Origin of the sequence: Flavobacterium sp. GP15 (assembly GCF_014281985.1) — a bacterium.
GTDB classification, from domain to species: domain Bacteria; phylum Bacteroidota; class Bacteroidia; order Flavobacteriales; family Flavobacteriaceae; genus Flavobacterium; species Flavobacterium pygoscelis.
Map to the genome: position 1 here is coordinate 49,206 of NZ_JACFTC010000005.1, position 19,050 is coordinate 68,255.

13 protein-coding genes and 1 tRNA gene are annotated in these 19,050 nt (G+C 31.1%); 6 read left to right on the forward strand and 8 right to left on the reverse strand.

What is annotated here, in order from left to right; genetic code table 11:
* The first annotated feature begins 137 nt into the window (after window positions 1–137).
* A tRNA-Val gene (locus tag H2650_RS11310) sits at window positions 138–215 on the forward strand.
* Window positions 216–347: 132 nt separating this feature from the next.
* On the opposite strand, the gene H2650_RS11315 is transcribed toward H2650_RS11310, so the two are convergent.
* The 3 genes from H2650_RS11315 to H2650_RS11325 all read right to left on the reverse strand — a co-directional run bounded on the left by H2650_RS11315 (window position 348) and on the right by H2650_RS11325 (window position 4,743).
* Window positions 348–1,757: a glycosyltransferase family 2 protein gene (locus H2650_RS11315; RefSeq protein WP_188050924.1), complete on the reverse strand. Its 1,410-nt coding sequence runs from the start codon at window positions 1,755–1,757 to the stop codon at window positions 348–350.
* Between the two features lie 303 nt (window positions 1,758–2,060).
* On the reverse strand, window positions 2,061–3,323 hold the full coding sequence (locus tag H2650_RS11320; protein WP_370566863.1) for a PAS domain-containing sensor histidine kinase: 1,263 nt from the start codon (window positions 3,321–3,323) through the stop codon (window positions 2,061–2,063).
* Between the two features lie 70 nt (window positions 3,324–3,393).
* Window positions 3,394–4,743 carry a sigma-54 dependent transcriptional regulator gene (locus H2650_RS11325; RefSeq protein ID WP_188050926.1) on the reverse strand — a complete coding sequence of 450 codons (1,350 nt, stop codon included), beginning with the start codon at window positions 4,741–4,743 and terminating at the stop codon, window positions 3,394–3,396.
* A gap of 193 nt (window positions 4,744–4,936) precedes the next feature.
* Here H2650_RS11325 and H2650_RS11330 point away from each other — a divergent pair, with 193 nt between their 5' ends.
* From H2650_RS11330 to H2650_RS11350, 5 genes are all read left to right on the forward strand, one after another.
* The gene (locus H2650_RS11330) at window positions 4,937–6,175 is read left to right on the forward strand and encodes an efflux RND transporter periplasmic adaptor subunit (protein ID WP_188050927.1); all 1,239 of its coding nucleotides are present in this window, start codon (window positions 4,937–4,939) and stop codon (window positions 6,173–6,175) included.
* Between the two features lie 79 nt (window positions 6,176–6,254).
* The gene (locus tag H2650_RS11335) at window positions 6,255–6,959 is read left to right on the forward strand and encodes an ABC transporter ATP-binding protein (protein ID WP_188050928.1); all 705 of its coding nucleotides are present in this window, start codon (window positions 6,255–6,257) and stop codon (window positions 6,957–6,959) included.
* 11 nt (window positions 6,960–6,970) lie between these two features.
* Window positions 6,971–9,412 carry an ABC transporter permease gene (locus H2650_RS11340; protein ID WP_188050929.1) on the forward strand — a complete coding sequence of 814 codons (2,442 nt, stop codon included), beginning with the start codon at window positions 6,971–6,973 and terminating at the stop codon, window positions 9,410–9,412.
* 1 nt (window position 9,413) lies between these two features.
* Window positions 9,414–11,834, forward strand: coding sequence for an ABC transporter permease (locus H2650_RS11345; RefSeq protein ID WP_188050930.1), 2,421 nt, complete (start codon window positions 9,414–9,416; stop codon window positions 11,832–11,834).
* Window positions 11,827–13,122 carry a TolC family protein gene (locus H2650_RS11350; protein ID WP_188050931.1) on the forward strand — a complete coding sequence of 432 codons (1,296 nt, stop codon included), beginning with the start codon at window positions 11,827–11,829 and terminating at the stop codon, window positions 13,120–13,122. The genes H2650_RS11345 and H2650_RS11350 overlap by 8 nt, the downstream gene beginning before the upstream one ends.
* 127 nt (window positions 13,123–13,249) lie before the next feature.
* Here the strand turns inward: H2650_RS11350 and H2650_RS11355 are convergent, their stop codons facing one another.
* From H2650_RS11355 to H2650_RS11375, 5 genes are all read right to left on the reverse strand, one after another.
* Window positions 13,250–15,508, reverse strand: a complete 2,259-nt coding sequence (locus H2650_RS11355; RefSeq protein WP_188050932.1) for an acyl-CoA dehydrogenase — start codon at window positions 15,506–15,508, stop codon at window positions 13,250–13,252.
* A gap of 145 nt (window positions 15,509–15,653) precedes the next feature.
* Window positions 15,654–16,586 (reverse strand): transglutaminase, encoded by a 933-nt coding sequence (locus H2650_RS11360; RefSeq protein ID WP_188050933.1) that lies wholly within the window; start codon window positions 16,584–16,586, stop codon window positions 15,654–15,656.
* Window positions 16,587–16,608: 22 nt separating this feature from the next.
* Window positions 16,609–17,460 carry a substrate-binding domain-containing protein gene (locus H2650_RS11365; protein ID WP_188050934.1) on the reverse strand — a complete coding sequence of 284 codons (852 nt, stop codon included), beginning with the start codon at window positions 17,458–17,460 and terminating at the stop codon, window positions 16,609–16,611.
* Window positions 17,457–17,987, reverse strand: a complete 531-nt coding sequence (locus H2650_RS11370; protein WP_188050935.1) for a GNAT family N-acetyltransferase — start codon at window positions 17,985–17,987, stop codon at window positions 17,457–17,459. Before H2650_RS11370 ends, H2650_RS11365 begins: the two co-directional genes overlap by 4 nt.
* A gap of 126 nt (window positions 17,988–18,113) precedes the next feature.
* A complete protein-coding gene (locus tag H2650_RS11375) occupies window positions 18,114–18,983 on the reverse strand; it encodes a nucleoside phosphorylase (RefSeq protein WP_188050936.1) in 870 nt (289 codons plus the stop codon).
* Window positions 18,984–19,050 lie beyond the last annotated feature (67 nt).

The following is a 19,050-nucleotide window of genomic DNA, read 5'->3' on the forward strand; positions in this document are numbered from 1 at the left end:
TTATTTAAAATGCTGTTAAAGAGTGTGAAAGCAAATTTCGGAAAAAAAATATCAATTTATTTTAAAATAATGCTTGTGAAATCGAAATGGAGCTGTATATTTGCACTCGCAATAACGAAAGACATTGCAACCCGAAAGGGCGATTAGCTCAGCTGGTTCAGAGCACCTCGTTTACACCGAGGGGGTCGGGGGTTCGAACCCCTCATCGCCCACCAAGAAACTCCTTAAGAAATTAAGGAGTTTTTTTATTTTATGAGTTTTATAAAAGATAGAATTATTGTAAAATTTCGTTTTAAATCAAAAAAAAGCCACTTTCAAAAGTGGCTTTTTTAATTACAACATAAAATTTATTTTTGAGAAAGCTCTCTAGTTAACCAACCACTGCGACCTGCTGTTGCAATGGCATAAGGTGGAATCCAGAATAAACCAAAAGTATATAAAACACTATAAGCATAGGCCCACAATGATTCTGCTGCGCTGTATCTTTTAGCATAAAAAAGAACAGGAAAACTAGACACAATAAGTATTCCTAAAAGTGTAGAACTTATAAATAGTAATGGATGAACCACTATAAAAAACAACATAAAAATTAAAAAAGGGTAGGTCATTACTAATGTTAAAAACTGATTAATGAATAACAATCTAGTTCCCGCTTTAGATTCCTTTTTAAAGTCGGTAAATACATATTTGGCCATGGCCAGGTTTTCACGAACATTACTTCTTCCCCAACGAATGAACATTTTATACAATCCTTGGTATTTTTCTGGAACGTCTGTTAAAACTAGTGCATTTCTTTGAAAAAGTACTTTTTTCCCTTGTTTTAAAATCATATTTGTCATTGCTCTGTCTTCACCAATATCCGATGCGCTTCCCATAAAAGTTTGATTAATCCACTCTGGAAGGCATTCAAAAACAGCAGAACTTCTATAAGCAGCCAAGGCTCCAGGAGTACAAAGTACACTTCCTAATTGACTTTCAACAGATCGTACAAATTCAAAACTCATTACAAAACTCACATTCAGCATTTTAGGTAAAATAGCAGTTTTATTGTTTAGTACACGAACATTTCCAGCTACAGCACCACAATTGGCATCTTTTACAAATGGACTAACTAAGTTTCTTAAAGTATCCGTTTTAATAATTGAATCACTATCAATAGTAACAAATATTTCACCAGTTCCTAAATTAAATCCACGGTAAAGTGCATGTCTTTTTCCTTTGTTTTCCGGTTGCTGAAAAACAACTATTTGATCTCCTAATTGTTCTTTAGCTTTATTCATCCAATACCAAGTATCGTCTTTACTACCATCATCGATCGCTAGAATTTGTAATTTATGTTTTGGGAAATCACTATTAGCAATACTTAATAAAGTTTGAAAAACTAAATTTCCTTCGTTATAAGCGGGTACAATTACGGTACAAGTAGGCAATAATTCGTCACTGACAGAGGCAATAGGCTTATATTGTAAGTACAAATAAGCATTATATAGTAAAAATAAAACCTTAAATACAAGTAAACCCGTTGTTATGATAAGAAATGTTAATCCGATAGGAGAGTTGATTCTGCTTTGATTAAAATTATAAAAATGGGGTTGCAAAAAATATACTAATGCAGCACCACCAATCAATAATAGCATTGTAGCTAATAAAACAATTCGATTGGCAATAGCACTTTTTGAAGTGGTAGTTTTAGGTGTAGATGCTATTTCCTTATTAGCAAATAAAATGTCAGCGGTTGTTATGGTTTGTGTTCTCATGGTAAAGGACTAAAATGATGTGTAATTATTTTTTAAATATTTAGCAATTTTTGTTCCTAATCGATTTCTAATTGTAAATCAAACACTTGCAAATACTATTACTATTTATCACTGTGTAAAAATTACCCACTTTGAGACAATTACTCATTATTTGTGGTGTGTAAATGATAAAAAATGACTTAAAAAAAATCTAATACTAAAATCTTATTTTGAATAATATCATATAAATTATAAATGGATTATTACAAAAAAAAACTCCAAAGGTTGCTCTTTGGAGGTTTTATATAATTATTTGATAAACTGTTAATCAACCAAACAAATAACAAAAGTAGTTTTGTTATTATCCTTTCGGTAAGCCAAATAGCCACCATGCGATTCGATTATGTTTTTAGACAAGGTCAAGCCAATTCCGGCACCTTCCTTACGAGTTGTAAAAAACGGCAAGAATATTTTATTTTCAATCTCTTTTTCAACACCATTTCCATTATCTGAAATGTATATAAAAACTCTGTTTTCTTTAGCTTCAGCCGATAGATAGATTTGCTTTTTTGACACTTCTTTTAAAGCATACTTGCAATTGGTAAACAGATTGATCAAAACTTGTTCTATTTGTTGAAAATCAATATTTAAGTTATGGTTTAAAGCAATAGTGTTAATCACTTCAATTTGTTCTTGTTTAAAAAGTGGCGCCATCAATTGTAGACTATTGTGAATGAGGTCGTGCAACTTGATTTTTTCTTTTTTGGGAGAAGGCAACATCGCTAATTTTCGGTAACTTTCTACAAACTGCTGCAAATGATCGCTTCTTCTAAGCATTGCCGCGACACTATTTTTCATGTCGTCTAAATCTTCTGTAGAAATGGTTTCTTGTTGTACTAAATCTTGTAAATTTTGCGAAAGCGATCGAATAGGAGTGATCGAATTTAAAAGTTCATGAGAAATGACTTTCATCAAATTAATCCACGCTTCTTTTTCTTTTTTCTCAATTACATTTTGGATAGAATCTAATAAAACAATAAAATAATCTTGATTGTAAATTTCACTTCTTGAGGTTTGTAAGGCAAAAGTTTGATTGTCTTGCTGATTGACACGTATTTCTAATGAGGTTTTAAGTTCCTGAAATTGATGATCTTCAATGATTTGGCATAAAGACGGCAATTGATTTTTAAGATATTTCCATTTGGAAACCTTAGGAACCTGAAAATGTTTAGAAAAGTAATCATTCATCAAAAATATTTTCCAATCGGTTTCTTCTTTTTGCAGAATAATAATTCCGCTATCTATATTATTTAAAATGGAACGATACACAATGTCTTTCGAAGTTTCTTCTTTTTGCTTGTGTTTTAAACTTTCATATAAATGAAATAATTCTACATAGTTTTTATAGACGCTATAAGTTGAATAATCAGCAGTAAAATCATTTTTTAAGATAGAAGTAATGGTTCTGTCGTAAATAGAAAATACATTTTTAACATGAAAATAAAGTTCTACAACAAGCAATACTACGATGAAAACTACAAAAGTAGAAGTGAAAATAAGTTCTTTTTCAAATAGAAAAATAGACATTACACTCATTAAAAGAATCAGAATCAATCGTGCAAAAAGCAGATTGTAAATTTTAAAAGATTTAAACATATTAATTAGTGCTAATGTTATGTTTTTCTAAACGGCGGTACAAGGCACCTCTTGATAATCCTAAGTCTTCTGCCGTTTTACTGATATTATTGTTGTTTTTTAGGAGCGCTTTTTCAACGGTATTTTTTTCAATTGACCAAAGTTGATGATCGGTTGTATTTTCATCGTACGCGGTTAGTTGGTCTAAATCTAAGTCAGAAACAGTAATTGTATTGTTCTCACATAAAATTACTGCGCGTTCTATTCTGTTTTCCATTTCCCGAATGTTACCATTCCAAGCGTGTTTTTCGACTGCATCGATTACTTTTTCGTCAAAAATAATGGCTTCTCGCTGGTATTTAGAACTCATTTTTTGCAATAGATAGTCTGCCAACGGTATTTTATCAGCGTCTCTTTCTCGCAAAGGTGGTAAGATAATTTCCATCGTATTAATGCGGTAATACAAATCTTCTCTGAAATTTTTGTGGGCTACTTCTTCTTTCAAATTCAAATTTGTCGCAGTAATAATCCTTACGTTCAAAGGTCTAGCTTTAGATTCACCTAATCTAGTTACTGTTTTGGTTTGAATAACTTGCAGTAGTTTTGATTGTAAATGAAGCGGCACATTTCCTATTTCGTCTAAAAAAATCGTTCCATTTTGCGCCATTTCAAAACGTCCAGGTGTATCTACTTTAGCATCCGTAAAAGCACCTTTGGCATAACCAAAGAGTTCACTTTCAAAAATATTAGTGTTTAAAGAACCTAAATCAACATGAATAAATGGGTTTTCCTTTCGTTCGGATTGTCTATAGATATAATGTGATAAAACAAATTTTCCGGTTCCATTTTCACCTAAAATCAGCACGTTTGCATCGGTTTTTGCTACTTTATCCGCCACAGCATAAACTTTTTTTATTACTTCTGAAGTTCCTGTAAAAAAATCAATATCGGAGTAATTAGAATCGCATTTCTTTTGGTCTTTACGGGATTTGTGTACGGCTTGTTTGACTACTTCGAGCAACTTTTCATTTTCCCAAGGTTTCAAAATATAATCAAAAGCACCCGATTTTAAACCTTCAACAGCGGTTTCTACTTTACCAAAAGCCGTCATTAAAATGACTACTGTTCGTGGCGAAAGTGTTTTTATCTCTTTCAATAAATACAAACCTTCTTTGCCATCTTCAAAACCGATGCGGTAATTCATGTCTAATAAAACGACGTCAATCGCATTTTGAGCTAATAAATCGACTACATTTTTTGGATTGCTAAGGGTGAAAATAGTTTCAAAATGTTTTTTCAAGAACATTTTTGAAGCAAAAAGAATGTCTTCTTGATCGTCGATTATTAAAATGGAGGCATTTGTTTTTTTCATTTATGGCGTATATTTTATTTTTTAAACTTCTATTAAAATAGAGTCAATTATAATAGTGTTCGTTTATGGACAAATAGTGTTCAATAATGGACATATAGAATAATTTTTTAAATGCAAATAACTGAAAATTAAATTGTTATGATTTATAAATCAGTGGCATGAAATTCCCTTTACACTTATCAAATTAGCAACAATGGATACCATTATTAAAAGTAAAAGTAACAAAAAAAAGTACGTATTAATCGCATTACCAATTATCTTGATTGTGGGGTATGTTGTTTTTACATCGGCAACAAAAAAGAGAAGTCTTACAATTAAAAGAAATGAAATTTCAATAAAATTAGTCGAAGATAATTATTTTGAAGATTTTATGTCTTTTCAAGCAAAGGCAGTTCCGCTAAATTCGATGTTGATTAATATCATTGAAGGTGGATCTGTTCAAGAAATTTTTGTCGAAAATGGGGATGAAGTAAGCAAAGGACAACCGTTGGCAAAATTGTACAATCCTAATTCAGAATTGGCGTATATGCAACAAGAAACCGCTATTATTGAGCAAATTAATAATCTGAATAAAGCGAAACTCGATTTAAGAAACCAAGAATTAAATCTCAGTAAAGATTTGATTGCAATAGAACACGATTATTTAGATGCCAAAAATTTATATGATTTGAATAAAAATTTATTTGAACAGGAAATTTTAGCTAAAAGCGAGTGGAACAAAACCAAAGAAAATTTTCGTTTTCAACAAGAACGAATGGGAATTATAAAACAAAGTGTAACTAAAGAAAAGCAAGCTAATTTAGTACAAATCGGACAATTCAATCAATCGATTGGAGTGATGAATAAAAGTCTTGAAATTTTAAGAACTAATAAAAAGAACTTTCTGGTTACTGCGCCACTTTCCGGAAGATTGTCTTCATTTGAACCTATTCTTGGAAAAAATTATCCTCAGAATTCTACCATTGGAATTATAGATGATCGAAAAGGGTATAAATTAGTCGCTGATGTGGATGAGTTTTATCTGGACCGTATTTCTGAGCAGCAAAAAGGAACGGTTATTTTTGACAATAAAAACATAGAAGTTCAAATAACTAAAGTAATTCCAGAAATTAAAAATGGAAGATTTTTAGTCGAACTGGATTTTATATCAAAAGAAAAATTGGATTTAAAGCAAGGATTGAGTTTTGGTGTAAAACTAAATTTATCTGAAAAGACGAAAACAATTGTCGTTTCTAAAGGAAGTTTTAACGAAGAAACCAATGGAAAATGGATTTTTGTAGTCAAAGGAAACCAAGCAGAAAGAAGGGCCATTAAATTAGGAAGAGAAAATCCGTTGTATTATGAAGTTTTGGAAGGATTAAAACCGGGAGAAAAAGTCATTACTTCCTCTTACAATGATTACAAGCAAGTAGAAGTTTTAAATTTAGAATGAGCTGAATTAAATAGCACGTAGTAATTAGTTCTTAGTAAATAGTTAATAAATAAATAACATCAATCAAAAAACGAATAGTATGATCAAAATCAAAAACCTTTCAAAAGTATTTAGAACCGAAGAAATTGAAACCAAAGCTTTAAGTGACGTATCATTAACCATTAATCAAGGTGATTTTATTTCGATAATGGGAGCATCAGGAAGCGGAAAGTCGACTTTACTGAATATTGTGGGATTATTAGACAGCGCTTCTAGCGGAAGTTACCAATTACTCGATCAGGAAATGGTGGGTTTAAAAGAAAAACAAAAATCGAAGGTTAGAAAAGAAAATATTGGATTTATTTTTCAAAACTTCAATTTAATCGATGAATTATCGGTGTATGATAATATTGAATTACCGTTGATTTACAACAAAATTCCTGCAGCAGAAAGAAAACAAAAAGTAGAAGCAATTGCTGAAAAACTGAATATTTCACACCGACTGAAACATTATCCGCAACAACTTTCTGGAGGACAACAGCAGCGCGTTGCTGTTGCAAGAGCATTAATTAATGATCCAAAAATTATTCTTGCCGATGAACCTACAGGAAATTTAGATAGTAAAAACGGAAATGAAGTAATGGAATTATTGACAGATTTACATGCCAATGGCGCTACCATTTTGATGGTTACACACTCTGATTATGACGCTTCTTTTTCGCAAAAAACAATATTGATGAAGGACGGAATAGTACTTTCTGAAAAAACGAATAGTCGTAATGTTGATGTACTAATCACTTCATAAATTTTTGAATCATGCTAAAAAATTGGATAAATATATTTTTCTATCACATAAAAAACAATAAGCTTTTTACAGTTTTAAATGTTTTGGGTTTAGCGATAGGAATAGCAGGATTAATTTTTGCCACGCTCTATTGGAACGACGAGCAAAGTTACAATGAATGGAATCCTGAAAAGAACAATATTCATATGGTTATAAATAAGGTAAATAATGAACAATGGCCTTATACAGTTGGTACTCTTGGTAAATATTTTGACGGTGATCCAAATATTGAAAGTTATAACTACAGTTTTAATTGGTACGATTCGGAATTGTTTAGTTATAATGGAAAGAAGCAAAAAATTGAAAAAGCATTTAATACTCAAAATAAATTTTTCGACTATTTTCCATTTCCCTTCATATTTGGAAATGATAAAAATGCGCTTAAAGATGATTCGTCTATTGCTATTTCTGAAAAAATTTATAAGATTTTTTTCAACAATGAAAATCCAATAGGTAAACAAATTAAGTTTGGTAAAAATTTTTACACTGTAAATGGCGTATATAAAAATGAAATGAAAAGTTCATTTGCACCTGATGTAGTACTGACGGATAATTTTAAAAAAATCATTAAGAAGAATTTAGATCAATGGGAAACTTTTAATTTTTGCTTACTTCTCAAGCTTAAAACTAATGCTAGTAAAGAAGCGGTTGAACGTAAGATTGAAAAACTTTTTATAGAAAACGTTATAAAAAAAGAAGCAAATGAAGCCAATATTACTTTAGAACAGCAAATAAAAGAACACGGAATCGTGGCAATACATCTAGAAACCCTAAGCGATGCGCGTCTTAATTCAGAATTAAATGAAAATTGGGGATATCCTGAAGGAATCGGTAATTATCAATACTTAATTATAACGGTAGTATTATCTATTTTGATAATGATTCTTTCCATTGTTAACTATGTCAATTTAGCTAATGCAAGTGCTATAAAAAGAGCTAAAGAAGTTGGTATGCGTAAAATATTAGGCGCAAGTAGAAGAAATATTATTGCTCAATTTATATCTGAAACTATCATAATAGTACTAGTTTCTATTCTTTTTGCATTAGTAATTGTCGAAATATCATTGCCGTTTTACAATGAATTATTAGAGAAGGATTTAAAAATGTACGGAAGTGAGTTTTATTTACAATTGCTCTTTATTTTTGGAATTGTGGTTTTTCTCGGTGGATTTTTTCCTGCACTTTATATCTCAAGTTTTGAAACTCAAAAAGTATTAAAAGGAAACTTTAACAGGAGTAAAATGGGAATTTGTTTTCGAAACAGTATGTTGGTTTTTCAGTTTGCAATAGCCGTTTTTTTTATTATCGGATCAACAATTGTTTATCAACAAGTCAGCCATTTGACCAATAAAAATTTAGGTTTTAAAGGTGATAAAATTATTGAAATTGATTATCTCAAAAAGTTTGACACACATTCTGATGAAAGTTATCAAAATGAATTTTTAAGGGATTACCTGAGAATAAAAGATCGATTAGCCAAGGTAAAAGGAGTTAGTCAAGTTGCTACTGGCAATTTTTCTTTTGGAAAGGGAGCACGCTCTTCACGAGATTATTTATATCAAAATGCTAATGTTCAAGGATTAAATATGGCGGTTGATTTTGGGATGCTGGAAATGATGGATATCAAACTAAAAGAAGGAAGATATTTTAATAATAAATATGCTTCAGATACCATAAATAACGTAATTATTAATGAAACTGCAGTGAGAATTTTAGGAATCAGACAACCAATAGGTAAAGAAATAGTTTCTGGTGATGGAGAAAAATTAAAAATAATAAGCGTTGTAAAAGACTTTAATTTAAGAGGACCACAAGAAAAAAACGCACCAATGATATTTGTGCATTTAAAAACATTTCCGTTGATGGCGCAAAACGTGAATTCAATTTTTGTAAAAGTAAATACAGCGAATATTGAAAATACTATCAACGATATTGAGCAATTTTGGACTACAAAAGTAGACACTGAATATCCGTTTTCGTATGAATTTGTCGATAAAAAATACGCACGGTCCTATAAGGAATATGTGAAACAAAAAAATCTTTTCTCTTTATTAAACGTAGTTGTTATTGTCATTGCGCTGTTTGGTTTATTCGCTTTGGCTTCCTATTCGATAGAAAGACGCATGAAGGAGATTGCCATTAGAAAAACACTTGGAGCTGAAACTAATGTTTTACTAATAGAACTTTCCAAACAATATATTTTGTATTGTATAATAGGTTTTTTAATCGCCTTGTTTCCGGTGTATTATTTATTGAATAAATGGTTAGAAAACTTCGCTTATAGAATCGAAATTTCAATTTTCCCTTTTGTAATAGGATTTGTTGCTTTGCTATTTTTAACGCTAGTTGTAGTGTTAACAAGAGCGTATCAAGCCACAAGAGTCGATGTACTAAAATATTTAAAATACGAATAAAATGCTAAAAAATTGGATAAGAATATTTATATATAACCTAAAGCAAAACAAACTGTTTTCATTTTTGAATGCTTTAGGATTAGCTATAGGAATTGCGGGATTAATCTTTGCTTTACTGTATTGGAATGACGAACAAAGTTACAATGAATGGAATCCTGAAAAAGAAAAAGTTTATCAGGTATTGGTTCAACTTACCGATATGCCAATTTTAGCAGAAAATTCTATAAAGTTAAAAACATATCTTCAAAAAGATATTAATGTAGAAAAGCTTGTTTTTGCTGATAGTTGGTATCAAAATGATAAAATAATTTATAATGGTAAGAAAGTAGAAGTAGATAAAATTATGAATGTAGAAAGTGATTTCTTTTCTCTATTTCCGTTCAAAATAATAAAAGGAAATGGTTATTCATCATTAAAGGACGATACGAGTATTGCAATTTCTGAAGCACTCTCTAAAAAAATTTTTGTAAACGAAAATCCAATTGGTAAACAGATAAATTGCTTAGGCACAATGCATGTTGTTCGTGCAGTTTATCAAATTCCTGGTAAATCGTCTGTCGCTCCAAATGTTATTGTCAATAAAATGAAGGATTTAGTAGATCCTGAAAAACAACACGGACTCTTTACATTAAAACTTTTACTAAAACTGAAAGACCCTTCAAAAGTAGAAGCTACCCGATTATTGCTAGAAAAAGCTTATTACGAAGAAGTGATAGTTTTAAATGCAAAACAAGCAGGTTTTACATTGGAGGAAATGGAGAAAAAAATTGGACATTTTACCATTTTTATGGAACCGCTTTCAAAATCGCGATTACACTCTATTACAGATGGTTATCCCGAAGGACGAGGCAATTATCAGTTTTTGTTGATTATGATAGGATTATCTATTATGATTCTTATTCTTTCGATTGTAAATTATATCAATTTGGCAACTGCCAATGCTATAAGAAGAGCAAAAGAAGTAGGAGTTCGAAAAGTAGTCGGAGCATCAAAAAGCGATATTATAAAGCAATTTATTTTCGAAACTATTTTGATAAGCTTGTTTTCTCTTTTATTTGGATTAGTACTTGTAGAACTGACTTTACCTTACTACAATCAGTTTTTAAATAAAAACTTAACCATAATTGGAAGCCAGTTCTACATGCAATTGCTACTTATTTTTATCATTACTATTTTTGTTTCAGGAATATTTCCAGCGATTTATGTCTCTAATTTTGAAACTTTAAAAGTTTTGAAAGGGAATTATGCAAGAAGTAAAAGTGGAATTTGGGTCCGCAACGGAATGTTGATTTTTCAATTTGCTATTGCTACTTTTTTTATTATAGGCTCTACAATTGTATATAAGCAGATAAATTATTTAAATCACAAAGATTTAGGATTTAAAGGAGATCAGGTCATTTCGGTGAATTTAAATTTTCCAGAATCAGCTTATAAAGTAGAAAATGTTAGTCAAAATATTTACAATAAATACGCTACATTAAAACAAGAACTTTTAAAAATAAAAGGTGTTGAATCTGTTTCTACTGGAGCGATTTCTTTTACCGGAACTTCTGGAGATTTATCACCAATTTTATATAATGATGTTTTATTCAAAGAAAATAACGTTGCTATTGATTTTGGGATGCTTGAATTGATGAACATAAAGATTACAAAAGGCAGGGGATTTACTGAAAAATTTGCTTCGGATACGCTCAATTCTATTTTGATTAATGAAACTGCTCAAAAATTAATGAATATTAACAATCCAATTGGTAAAGAAGTTTTATTAAGAAATCAAAAGTTAAAAATTGTAGGTGTTGTTAAAGATTTTAATGTATTAAGTCCAGAAATTAATGTTCTTCCTATGACTTTTTATCACATAAAAACTTTCGAAAGTGCTGGCGGTATTGATAAAATTTACATAAAATTAAAATCGGTAGGTATTGAAAACACATTAGCTGATATTGAAAAGTTATGGTCAAAAGTAGATACAGAATATCCTTTTAAATATGATTTTGTAGACAAGCAATATGCGAGAACTTACGAATCTTATGTAAAGCAAAACAACCTCTTTTCATTACTAAATATCATTGTAATTGGTATTGCACTTTTCGGACTATTTGCTTTAGCTTCCTATTCTATACAAAGTAGAATGAAAGAAATTGCTATTCGAAAAGCGATTGGCGCCGAAACTAATGTTTTACTAAAAGAACTTTCCAAACAATACATTTCGTATTGTATAATAGGGTTTTTAATTGCTTTATATCCAGTGTACTATTTATTGAATAAATGGTTAGAAAACTTCGCTTATAGAATCGAAATTTCAGTTTTTCCTTTTATAATAGGATTTGTTGCTTTGCTATTTTTAACGCTAGTTGTAGTGTTATCAAGAGCTTATCAAGCCACAAGAGTCGATGTATTAAAATATCTTAAATATGAATAATAAACTCATATCAGCCATCATTTTTTTCGTATTTACTACGCTAGTAAGTGGTCAAGAAAATTCTTGGTCGGTTAACAAATGTATTTCGGTAGGTTTACAAAACAACATCGAAATTAAAATAAGACAATTAGAAATAAAGCGGACTGAAAAATTGCAACATTCTGTTTTAAACCGAATGTTGCCCGCTGTTACTTTATATGGAGATCAAAGTTATAATTTTGGTTCTACGATCGATCCTTCTACTAACGGAAGAGTGAGTTCTAACATTCAGAATGATAATTTTTATTTGAATGCAAAAATGAATCTAATTGATTTTAGTGCTTTTGCAAATGCTCAAAAAGATAAAATAAATATGGAGTTGGCTAAAGCAGATGCAGCAGTGATCGAAAATGAGTATAAACTTCAGATTTTAGAAAGCTATTACCAAGCACTCTATACGCAAGAATTACTAAAAATTCAGAAAGAGCAATTCAAACAAAGTGAATTCAACTTAGAAAGAATAACCAAGGAAGTAAATATTGGTAGCAAACCCCAAAGTGACTTATATGACATGCAATTGAGTTTTTCTGAAGATGAAAGTAGGAACATGCAAACCGAACAATTGTATGAAATTCAGAAGATGCAGTTGTTCCAGTTACTGAATTTTACTGCCGTTGCAATAGGTCAAATTGAATTGGAACGAGAAGCACTCTATGAGAAAGAACAAATAACGAGGAATAATCCTAAAATAAAACGTGCAGCACTTCAATTTGAAAATACCTTAAAAACGATAAGCATTGAAAGAGCGAATAATTTACCAATATTGTCTGCCTATTATGGATATTCGACTTTTTATTATAAAAATTTAAAAATGACTGATCCAAATGCTGTTGCTTTTTTCAGTCAGTTGCAAGACAATAAAAGTCAGCAAGTAGGAGTGCAGTTGGCAGTTCCCATTTTTAATAGTTTTCGTAACAACAAAAAAATTAGTGCTTCTAAAATAGAAAGTGAAAAAACGAAACAATTTATGGAGCAAGAAAAGCAAGAGTTAGATAAAAAAATTGCTTTAGAAGAAATGAATGAGCAAAATTATATAAAATTAAAGCAAAAATTAGTTGAAAAGCAAAGCTATGCCAAAGCATCATTAGCTACAACACAAGCCAAATTTACAAACGGAAAAATAGAAGCTATTTTATATACAACCGTAAAAAACCAATTGCTTGCTGCTGAATATGAAGTATTAAAAAATGAACTACAAATACAATATACTAGTTTAAGAGTTCGTTTATTAAAGTTCAATAGTTTATAATTTTACTCACAATACAATTCGTTTGAACTCCATTTTATAGAATTAATTTAAAAAATAATTTAAATTGAATACAAAAAAAACTCCTCTAAAATGAGGAGTTTTTTGTTATTTGAAAATTTATTAATTCTTAAAAGGCAATTGGTGCAGCAAGACAAGAGTCTGGAATATCAAAAGCTTTAACCAACGCAACCGCATCAGGTCTAATATCCCAACATAACTGATTGACCATCTTACGAATTGCTTTTGTTTTTACCGCTTCCATATAGCCATCTTCTAAATACCAACCTTTATTTTTCTCTATCTGGGCTAGGGCATATAGTTGACATAATTTAATCATTGCAGACTTACTATCATTGTCTTCAATACTTTTAATAGCCTCTTGAAACTGCTCTAAAACTATTCTTTCTAGATAAGCTTGTGCGACATCAATCATTTGATGTTGCACTACATTAAAGGCATCATAAGGATCAAGACCACTTTCGATCAATTTTTTTAAACGTTTTGCCGCAGAAGCTAAAGTAGTTTTTTCACGATGTATAAACGCATTCAAATGAAACTCTTGATCAATCAAATGAGTTTCATCTGTTTTTCGAGTTGCAATCGGATTTTTTTCAGCAATAGCTGTTTTAGCATTATCATACACATATTGAATGATACCCATTGCATCCATTTGTCCAAATGATTTTCGAAATTCGGATAAACGGTTTTTAGCCACTAATTGCATTAATACGGTGTTATCTCCTTCAAAAGTGGTATATACTTCAGTATCATTTTTTAAAGCATCAATTCGATTTTCAGACAAATATCCTTTACCGCCACAAGCTTCTCGACATTCTTGTAAAATAGCAGTTGTACTCCAAGTAGAGTAGGCTTTCATACCTGCCGCCAATGCTTCAATTTCTGGCATTTCGGCTTCGGTTCTCTTCATAAACCGTTTGGTAACATATTGCAGTGCAAAGTGATTGGCGTAGGTTTTTGCTACTAGCGGAAGCAAACGTCTTTGATGAATTCGATAGTTTAATATCGGAACTTCAGAGCCACCTTCTGGTCCAAATTGTCGGCGTTTATCGCTATATTGTATTGCAATGGTTAGCCCAGATTTGGCTGCAGCCAATGCAGATCTAGGAATACCAATGCGACCACCAACCAAAGTTCCCAACATGGTGAAAAATCTTCTATTATCACTTGGAATTGGACTTTCGAATTCGCCTTTATCATTAACGGAAGCAAAGCGATCGAGCATGTTTTCTTTTGGAATAACCACCTGATCAAAACTAATCGTTCCGTTGTCTACTCCGTTAAGACCCATTTTTAGCCCACAATCATTTATAGTAATGCCTTTTAAAACCACACTATTAATATCGCGAATAGCCACTATAAATGCGTTTACTCCATAATCTGTGTTATCAATTATTAACTTCGCAAAAACGGTTGCCATTTGTCCGTGAACGGCTGCATTACCAATATATTCTTTCTGCGCTTTTTGATGTGGCGTATGAATGGTAAATGTCTGATCATCGTGATTGTAAGTGGCCGTGGTTTCCATCCCTTTCACATTCGATCCATGATTGGTTTCTGTCATGGCAAAACAACCCGGTATTATAAGTGAGCCAATATCTTTTAAGTATTTAGAATAGTGTTTTTCTGTACCTAAAGAGTGAACACTCATTCCCCAAAGTCCAAATTGAACACCAAATTTAATAACTAAACTTAGATCGTGGTAACTCAAGGTCTCCATTATAGCAAAATAATCGGCTATATTATCTCCGCCACCGTATTCTTTAGGATAAGCCATGTTACCTAAATTTTCTTTGGCAAGTATTTTGCACCAATCATAGACTTTTTCTCTATAAATAGCCGTGTCAGTAGAAGTTTCGTAAGCAAATTCAGGCTGACTGATTATCAGTTTTACTTTTTTTATTATTGCTGCTTGCTCGCCATCTAGAATTCTTGTGAGTTTTTCAATTTCAAAACTTGTAATCGTTTGAAGATTTGAAGTTAAACTATTCGATTTGTTTTTGAAATCTGTAATTATTTCTTCGCCAGAAATTCCTAAATCATTTTCGAGTTGTATAAATGCAGCACGCAAATCTCTACTACTATTTTCATTATCAGAAAGTAATGTTGCTATTTCAAAAGTAGATTTTAAAGTAGGATTTTCGTTGAGAACGGTTTCTATTTCTGATTTCCAACTGTTTATTGTGGTTCGTGTTGGTGGTGTTTTGCTATCTAAATTAGAGAGTAGTATTTCCTGCTCTTTTGTATTTAACCAATCTTGTGAAAAGATGAAATTCTGTAAAGTCACGAATTCTTTTTGAGTCAAAAGATCGTCTGACCAAACGAGGTAAAAAAGAGGTATAAAAGCTTTTAGTTTGGAATCTTTCATAGTAAATTAAATTTTTATAAAATCTTAAGTTGTGTCAAGATAATAAAATATAATTCCTTAAAAGATAAATTAACACGACTTTCACTTTCTAATATCTTCTAATTAAAGTGATTTTAAAACTAATTTAGAGAAATAATACTAGTACTTAATCTAAGGTCAAAGCACCTAAAATTTCCTCTGATAAAAAAGGACCGCCAGGATATCGAGCGGTATAATCTAAATTCATCCAGATTTGTCCACGTTCATCTACGTGATAAAAAAGCTTTTTATCGCGACTTTCGTTTGGAAATAATATGTTTTTAATCAAAAAGTTTACTTTTTCTAAATCAGCATGAGATCCAATGAGTATTTCTGGGTAAATATGTCCTTTGGTGTGTATCAATCGAGGTGTTCCACCAATGGCTCTTACACAAGCGGCCATCAAAATGGAGTGATCATCACAATCACCAGAAAAATAGAGTAACGATTCTGTAGCAGTAGCAATATAATCTCCTGCTTTAGGATCACTTACATAATTCCACCTATTATTAATTTCTTTAAAAACGGCAAAACATTGAATTATGGTTCGGTACTCAGCATATCCTTTTACATCCTTAAAATATTTTGAAGTAGCCATTACAGCAAAATTCCTAACTTTTGGATTTTGATATTCAATTGCATTAATAATTTTAGATTTATTAGGAAACGGAAGTAATTTGGCAATTATAATATCTTGAGGATATGGATTGTAGGACATGCTATACATCATCGTGTTGTAGTCCTCATACACACTATTAAACCCATAATTCCCAATAGTTGAACCGTAAACTAATACTATTAAATAAAGAATAATACAAAAAATAATTATTGTTCGTAACATTCTTAAAATAAGTTGAATGACAACGATCATTACAATGAAAAGTATAACACGATCAATATTTAAAAACCAGTTTGGATTGATTAAATTTTGATGTAAAATTATAAAAAGCGGAATAGCAATCAAAATATTAAGTACAAAAATAATAACATCATCCCAAGGTTTTTTGACCTGAAGTTTTTGTTTTAAATCTTGAAAAGTAATATTTTTGAATTTTATCATACGTGAAACTACAAACAGTAATCTAAACCGTCTTTACAATACCCTCAAAAGTACCTTTTTTATCTATAATTTTAAGTTGAAAAAGCTGATTTTGAACTTTGTTTAACATTTCATTGGTTATTTGTTTTTGAGACCATGTTGTTAATCTCAACCAATCTTGAATATCTTCTATTTTTTGATCGTAATTGGATGCCAAAGTTTTATCAATACTTGGGATATCTTTGAATTCCTCTGTAGTTTGATTGATGATTGCAAGAATTTTTGAGATAATCTCCCAATCATTTTTTAAAATTTCTTCGCGAACAGCAATTACAAAACACGGCCACGGAGTAGGGCAATCTGCAATTCTTCTAAAAATACCTTTATCTACTAGTGGTTTCGTCATAAAGCGTTCCCACATAAAATAATCAGCAGTTTGATTGGTCAATGCTTCAACCGCTCCGTCGATGGTGTTAATGATTTCAAATTGCAAATCATCTGTTGCCCAGTTTTGATTATTAGCATTTACGTATGCCATTAATTGGGAACCCGAACCTAGACGAGAAATAGCTACTTTTTTATTTTCTAAATCCGCAAGAGTTTTATAATCTGATTTTGCAGCCACGTGAATTCCCCAAATTAATGGACTCTCAACATAAACCTGAACAATTTTGCTTGGATTTCCAGCAACAATATCTTTTACAATTCCTTCGGTTAAGATAACTGCAATATCAGTCTCACCATCTCGAAGCATTTGACACATTTTGCCAGTTCCTTCTGGAACATCTGTCCATTGTAAATCGATATTCTGTTTTTCGAAATCTCCGTTTTCTATGGCTAAATGCCAAGGTAAATTGAAATGTTCTGGAACTCCAGCTATTTTTATTGTTTTCATACTATTTTATTATTTTTTAATTCATACCAATTCCAAGAAATTTCATCTTCGATATAGTTTTCAGTGAATTTTAGTCCAATTTTCTGCAAGATTCGATTTGAAGCAATATTATCAACATGTGCCGAAGCGTTTAAAGATTCAATTTTCATAACATCAAATCCGTAATTCAGCCAAGCAAAAGCAGCTTCAGAAGCATATCCTTTACCCCAAGAAGTTTCATTAAGTCGATATCCTATATCATAGAAATTGATTTTATTATGAACTGTTTCTGTATTATATTTCAATCCTGCCCAACCAATTATTGAATTACTTTCTTTTTCTAGTACTACAAATCGTCCAATATTATTTTCTAAATATTGATTGCGTACTTTTTCTATATTTTGATAAATTTCATCGATACTATTTACAGGTTTGTTCCATAAGTATTGGTGTACTTTTGGGTTACAATCCATTTGGTAGAGTGCTTCTGCATCGTCTATTTTCATTTCCCTTAGCAAAAGATTTTTAGTTTCTAGTAATAAATCCATTTATTAAAATTGGTTATAAATTCTGTTTAGCCCTGATCGCAACGGCATCCTTTTTTGCTCCTGCGAAGGAGTGAAAAAGATACAGTGAAGAGCAGGAAATAGCTCCGAATAACAAAATTAATTATTTTAAGATTGCGCTATTTTGTCTAATGTGTATGCGATTAGTTCATCTACTGCTTTGTATGGATCTTCACTAAAAGTTCCTGAAGCGCGGTTAGCAATTATAGCATTTAAGGATAATGCATTGTGTCCTAAAAGTGCTGAAAGGCCATAAATAGCTGCCGTTTCCATTTCAAGATTGGTGATTCTGTTTCCTTCAAACTGGAAATTATCCATTTTAGAATTTAGATTTTCATCTTGAATGTTCAAACGTAAAACACGTCCTTGTGGACCATAAAAACCACCTGCAGTTGCTGTAATTCCTTTGTGCATTTTGTCACTTTCTATCATTTTTTCGAGCATCTCAGAACAAGCAATCACGTAAGGTTTTCCTTTTTTAGGATCCCAATTAGTATGTGCTACAAAAGCATCTTCCATTTTAATATTAGAAACGGCATCGATCAAGTAGGAGCGAAGCATGTTGTCTAATCCCAATCCGAATTTTGACATTACAAAACTATCCACAGGAATATCCGCTTGCAAAGAACCTGAAGTTCCCACTCTAATGATATTTAGTGTCGTTAGTTTTTCTTTTGGCATTTTTGTTTTTAAATCGATATTTACCAATGCATCTAATTCATTGATTACAATATCAATATTGTCTGGACCAATTCCGGTTGATAATACGGTTATTCTTTTGCCTTTGAAGATTCCCGTTTGGGTTTTAAATTCTCTTTTTTGAGTAGAAAATTCTATACTATCAAAAAACTGTGTTATTTTTTCGACACGATTTTGATCTCCAACGAAGATGATATCGTGTGCAATGTTTTCGGGTTTTAAATTCAAATGGTAAACACTACCGTCTGGATTTAATATTAATTCTGATGATTTTATCATTGTATATTTTTATTTGTCACAAAGACGCGAACGCGCAAAGTGAAAGTTAAATTTAATAATAGGAACT

Bases quoted from the DNA above. Each gene is read 5' to 3' on its own strand.
- H2650_RS11370 (WP_188050935.1), bottom strand. From the start codon at position 17,987: ATGGATTTATTACTAGAAACTAAAAATCTTTTGCTAAGGGAAATGAAA.
- H2650_RS11330 (WP_188050927.1), top strand. From the start codon at position 4,937: ATGGATACCATTATTAAAAGTAAAAGTAACAAAAAAAAGTACGTATTA.
- H2650_RS11355 (WP_188050932.1), bottom strand. From the start codon at position 15,508: ATGAAAGATTCCAAACTAAAAGCTTTTATACCTCTTTTTTACCTCGTT.
- H2650_RS11345 (WP_188050930.1), top strand. From the start codon at position 9,414: ATGCTAAAAAATTGGATAAGAATATTTATATATAACCTAAAGCAAAAC.
- H2650_RS11365 (WP_188050934.1), bottom strand. From the start codon at position 17,460: ATGAAAACAATAAAAATAGCTGGAGTTCCAGAACATTTCAATTTACCT.
- H2650_RS11360 (WP_188050933.1), bottom strand. From the start codon at position 16,586: ATGATAAAATTCAAAAATATTACTTTTCAAGATTTAAAACAAAAACTT.
- H2650_RS11375 (WP_188050936.1), bottom strand. From the start codon at position 18,983: ATGATAAAATCATCAGAATTAATATTAAATCCAGACGGTAGTGTTTAC.
- H2650_RS11350 (WP_188050931.1), top strand. From the start codon at position 11,827: ATGAATAATAAACTCATATCAGCCATCATTTTTTTCGTATTTACTACG.
- H2650_RS11325 (WP_188050926.1), bottom strand. From the start codon at position 4,743: ATGAAAAAAACAAATGCCTCCATTTTAATAATCGACGATCAAGAAGAC.
- H2650_RS11340 (WP_188050929.1), top strand. From the start codon at position 6,971: ATGCTAAAAAATTGGATAAATATATTTTTCTATCACATAAAAAACAAT.
- H2650_RS11335 (WP_188050928.1), top strand. From the start codon at position 6,255: ATGATCAAAATCAAAAACCTTTCAAAAGTATTTAGAACCGAAGAAATT.
- H2650_RS11315 (WP_188050924.1), bottom strand. From the start codon at position 1,757: ATGAGAACACAAACCATAACAACCGCTGACATTTTATTTGCTAATAAG.
- H2650_RS11320 (WP_370566863.1), bottom strand. From the start codon at position 3,323: ATGTCTATTTTTCTATTTGAAAAAGAACTTATTTTCACTTCTACTTTT.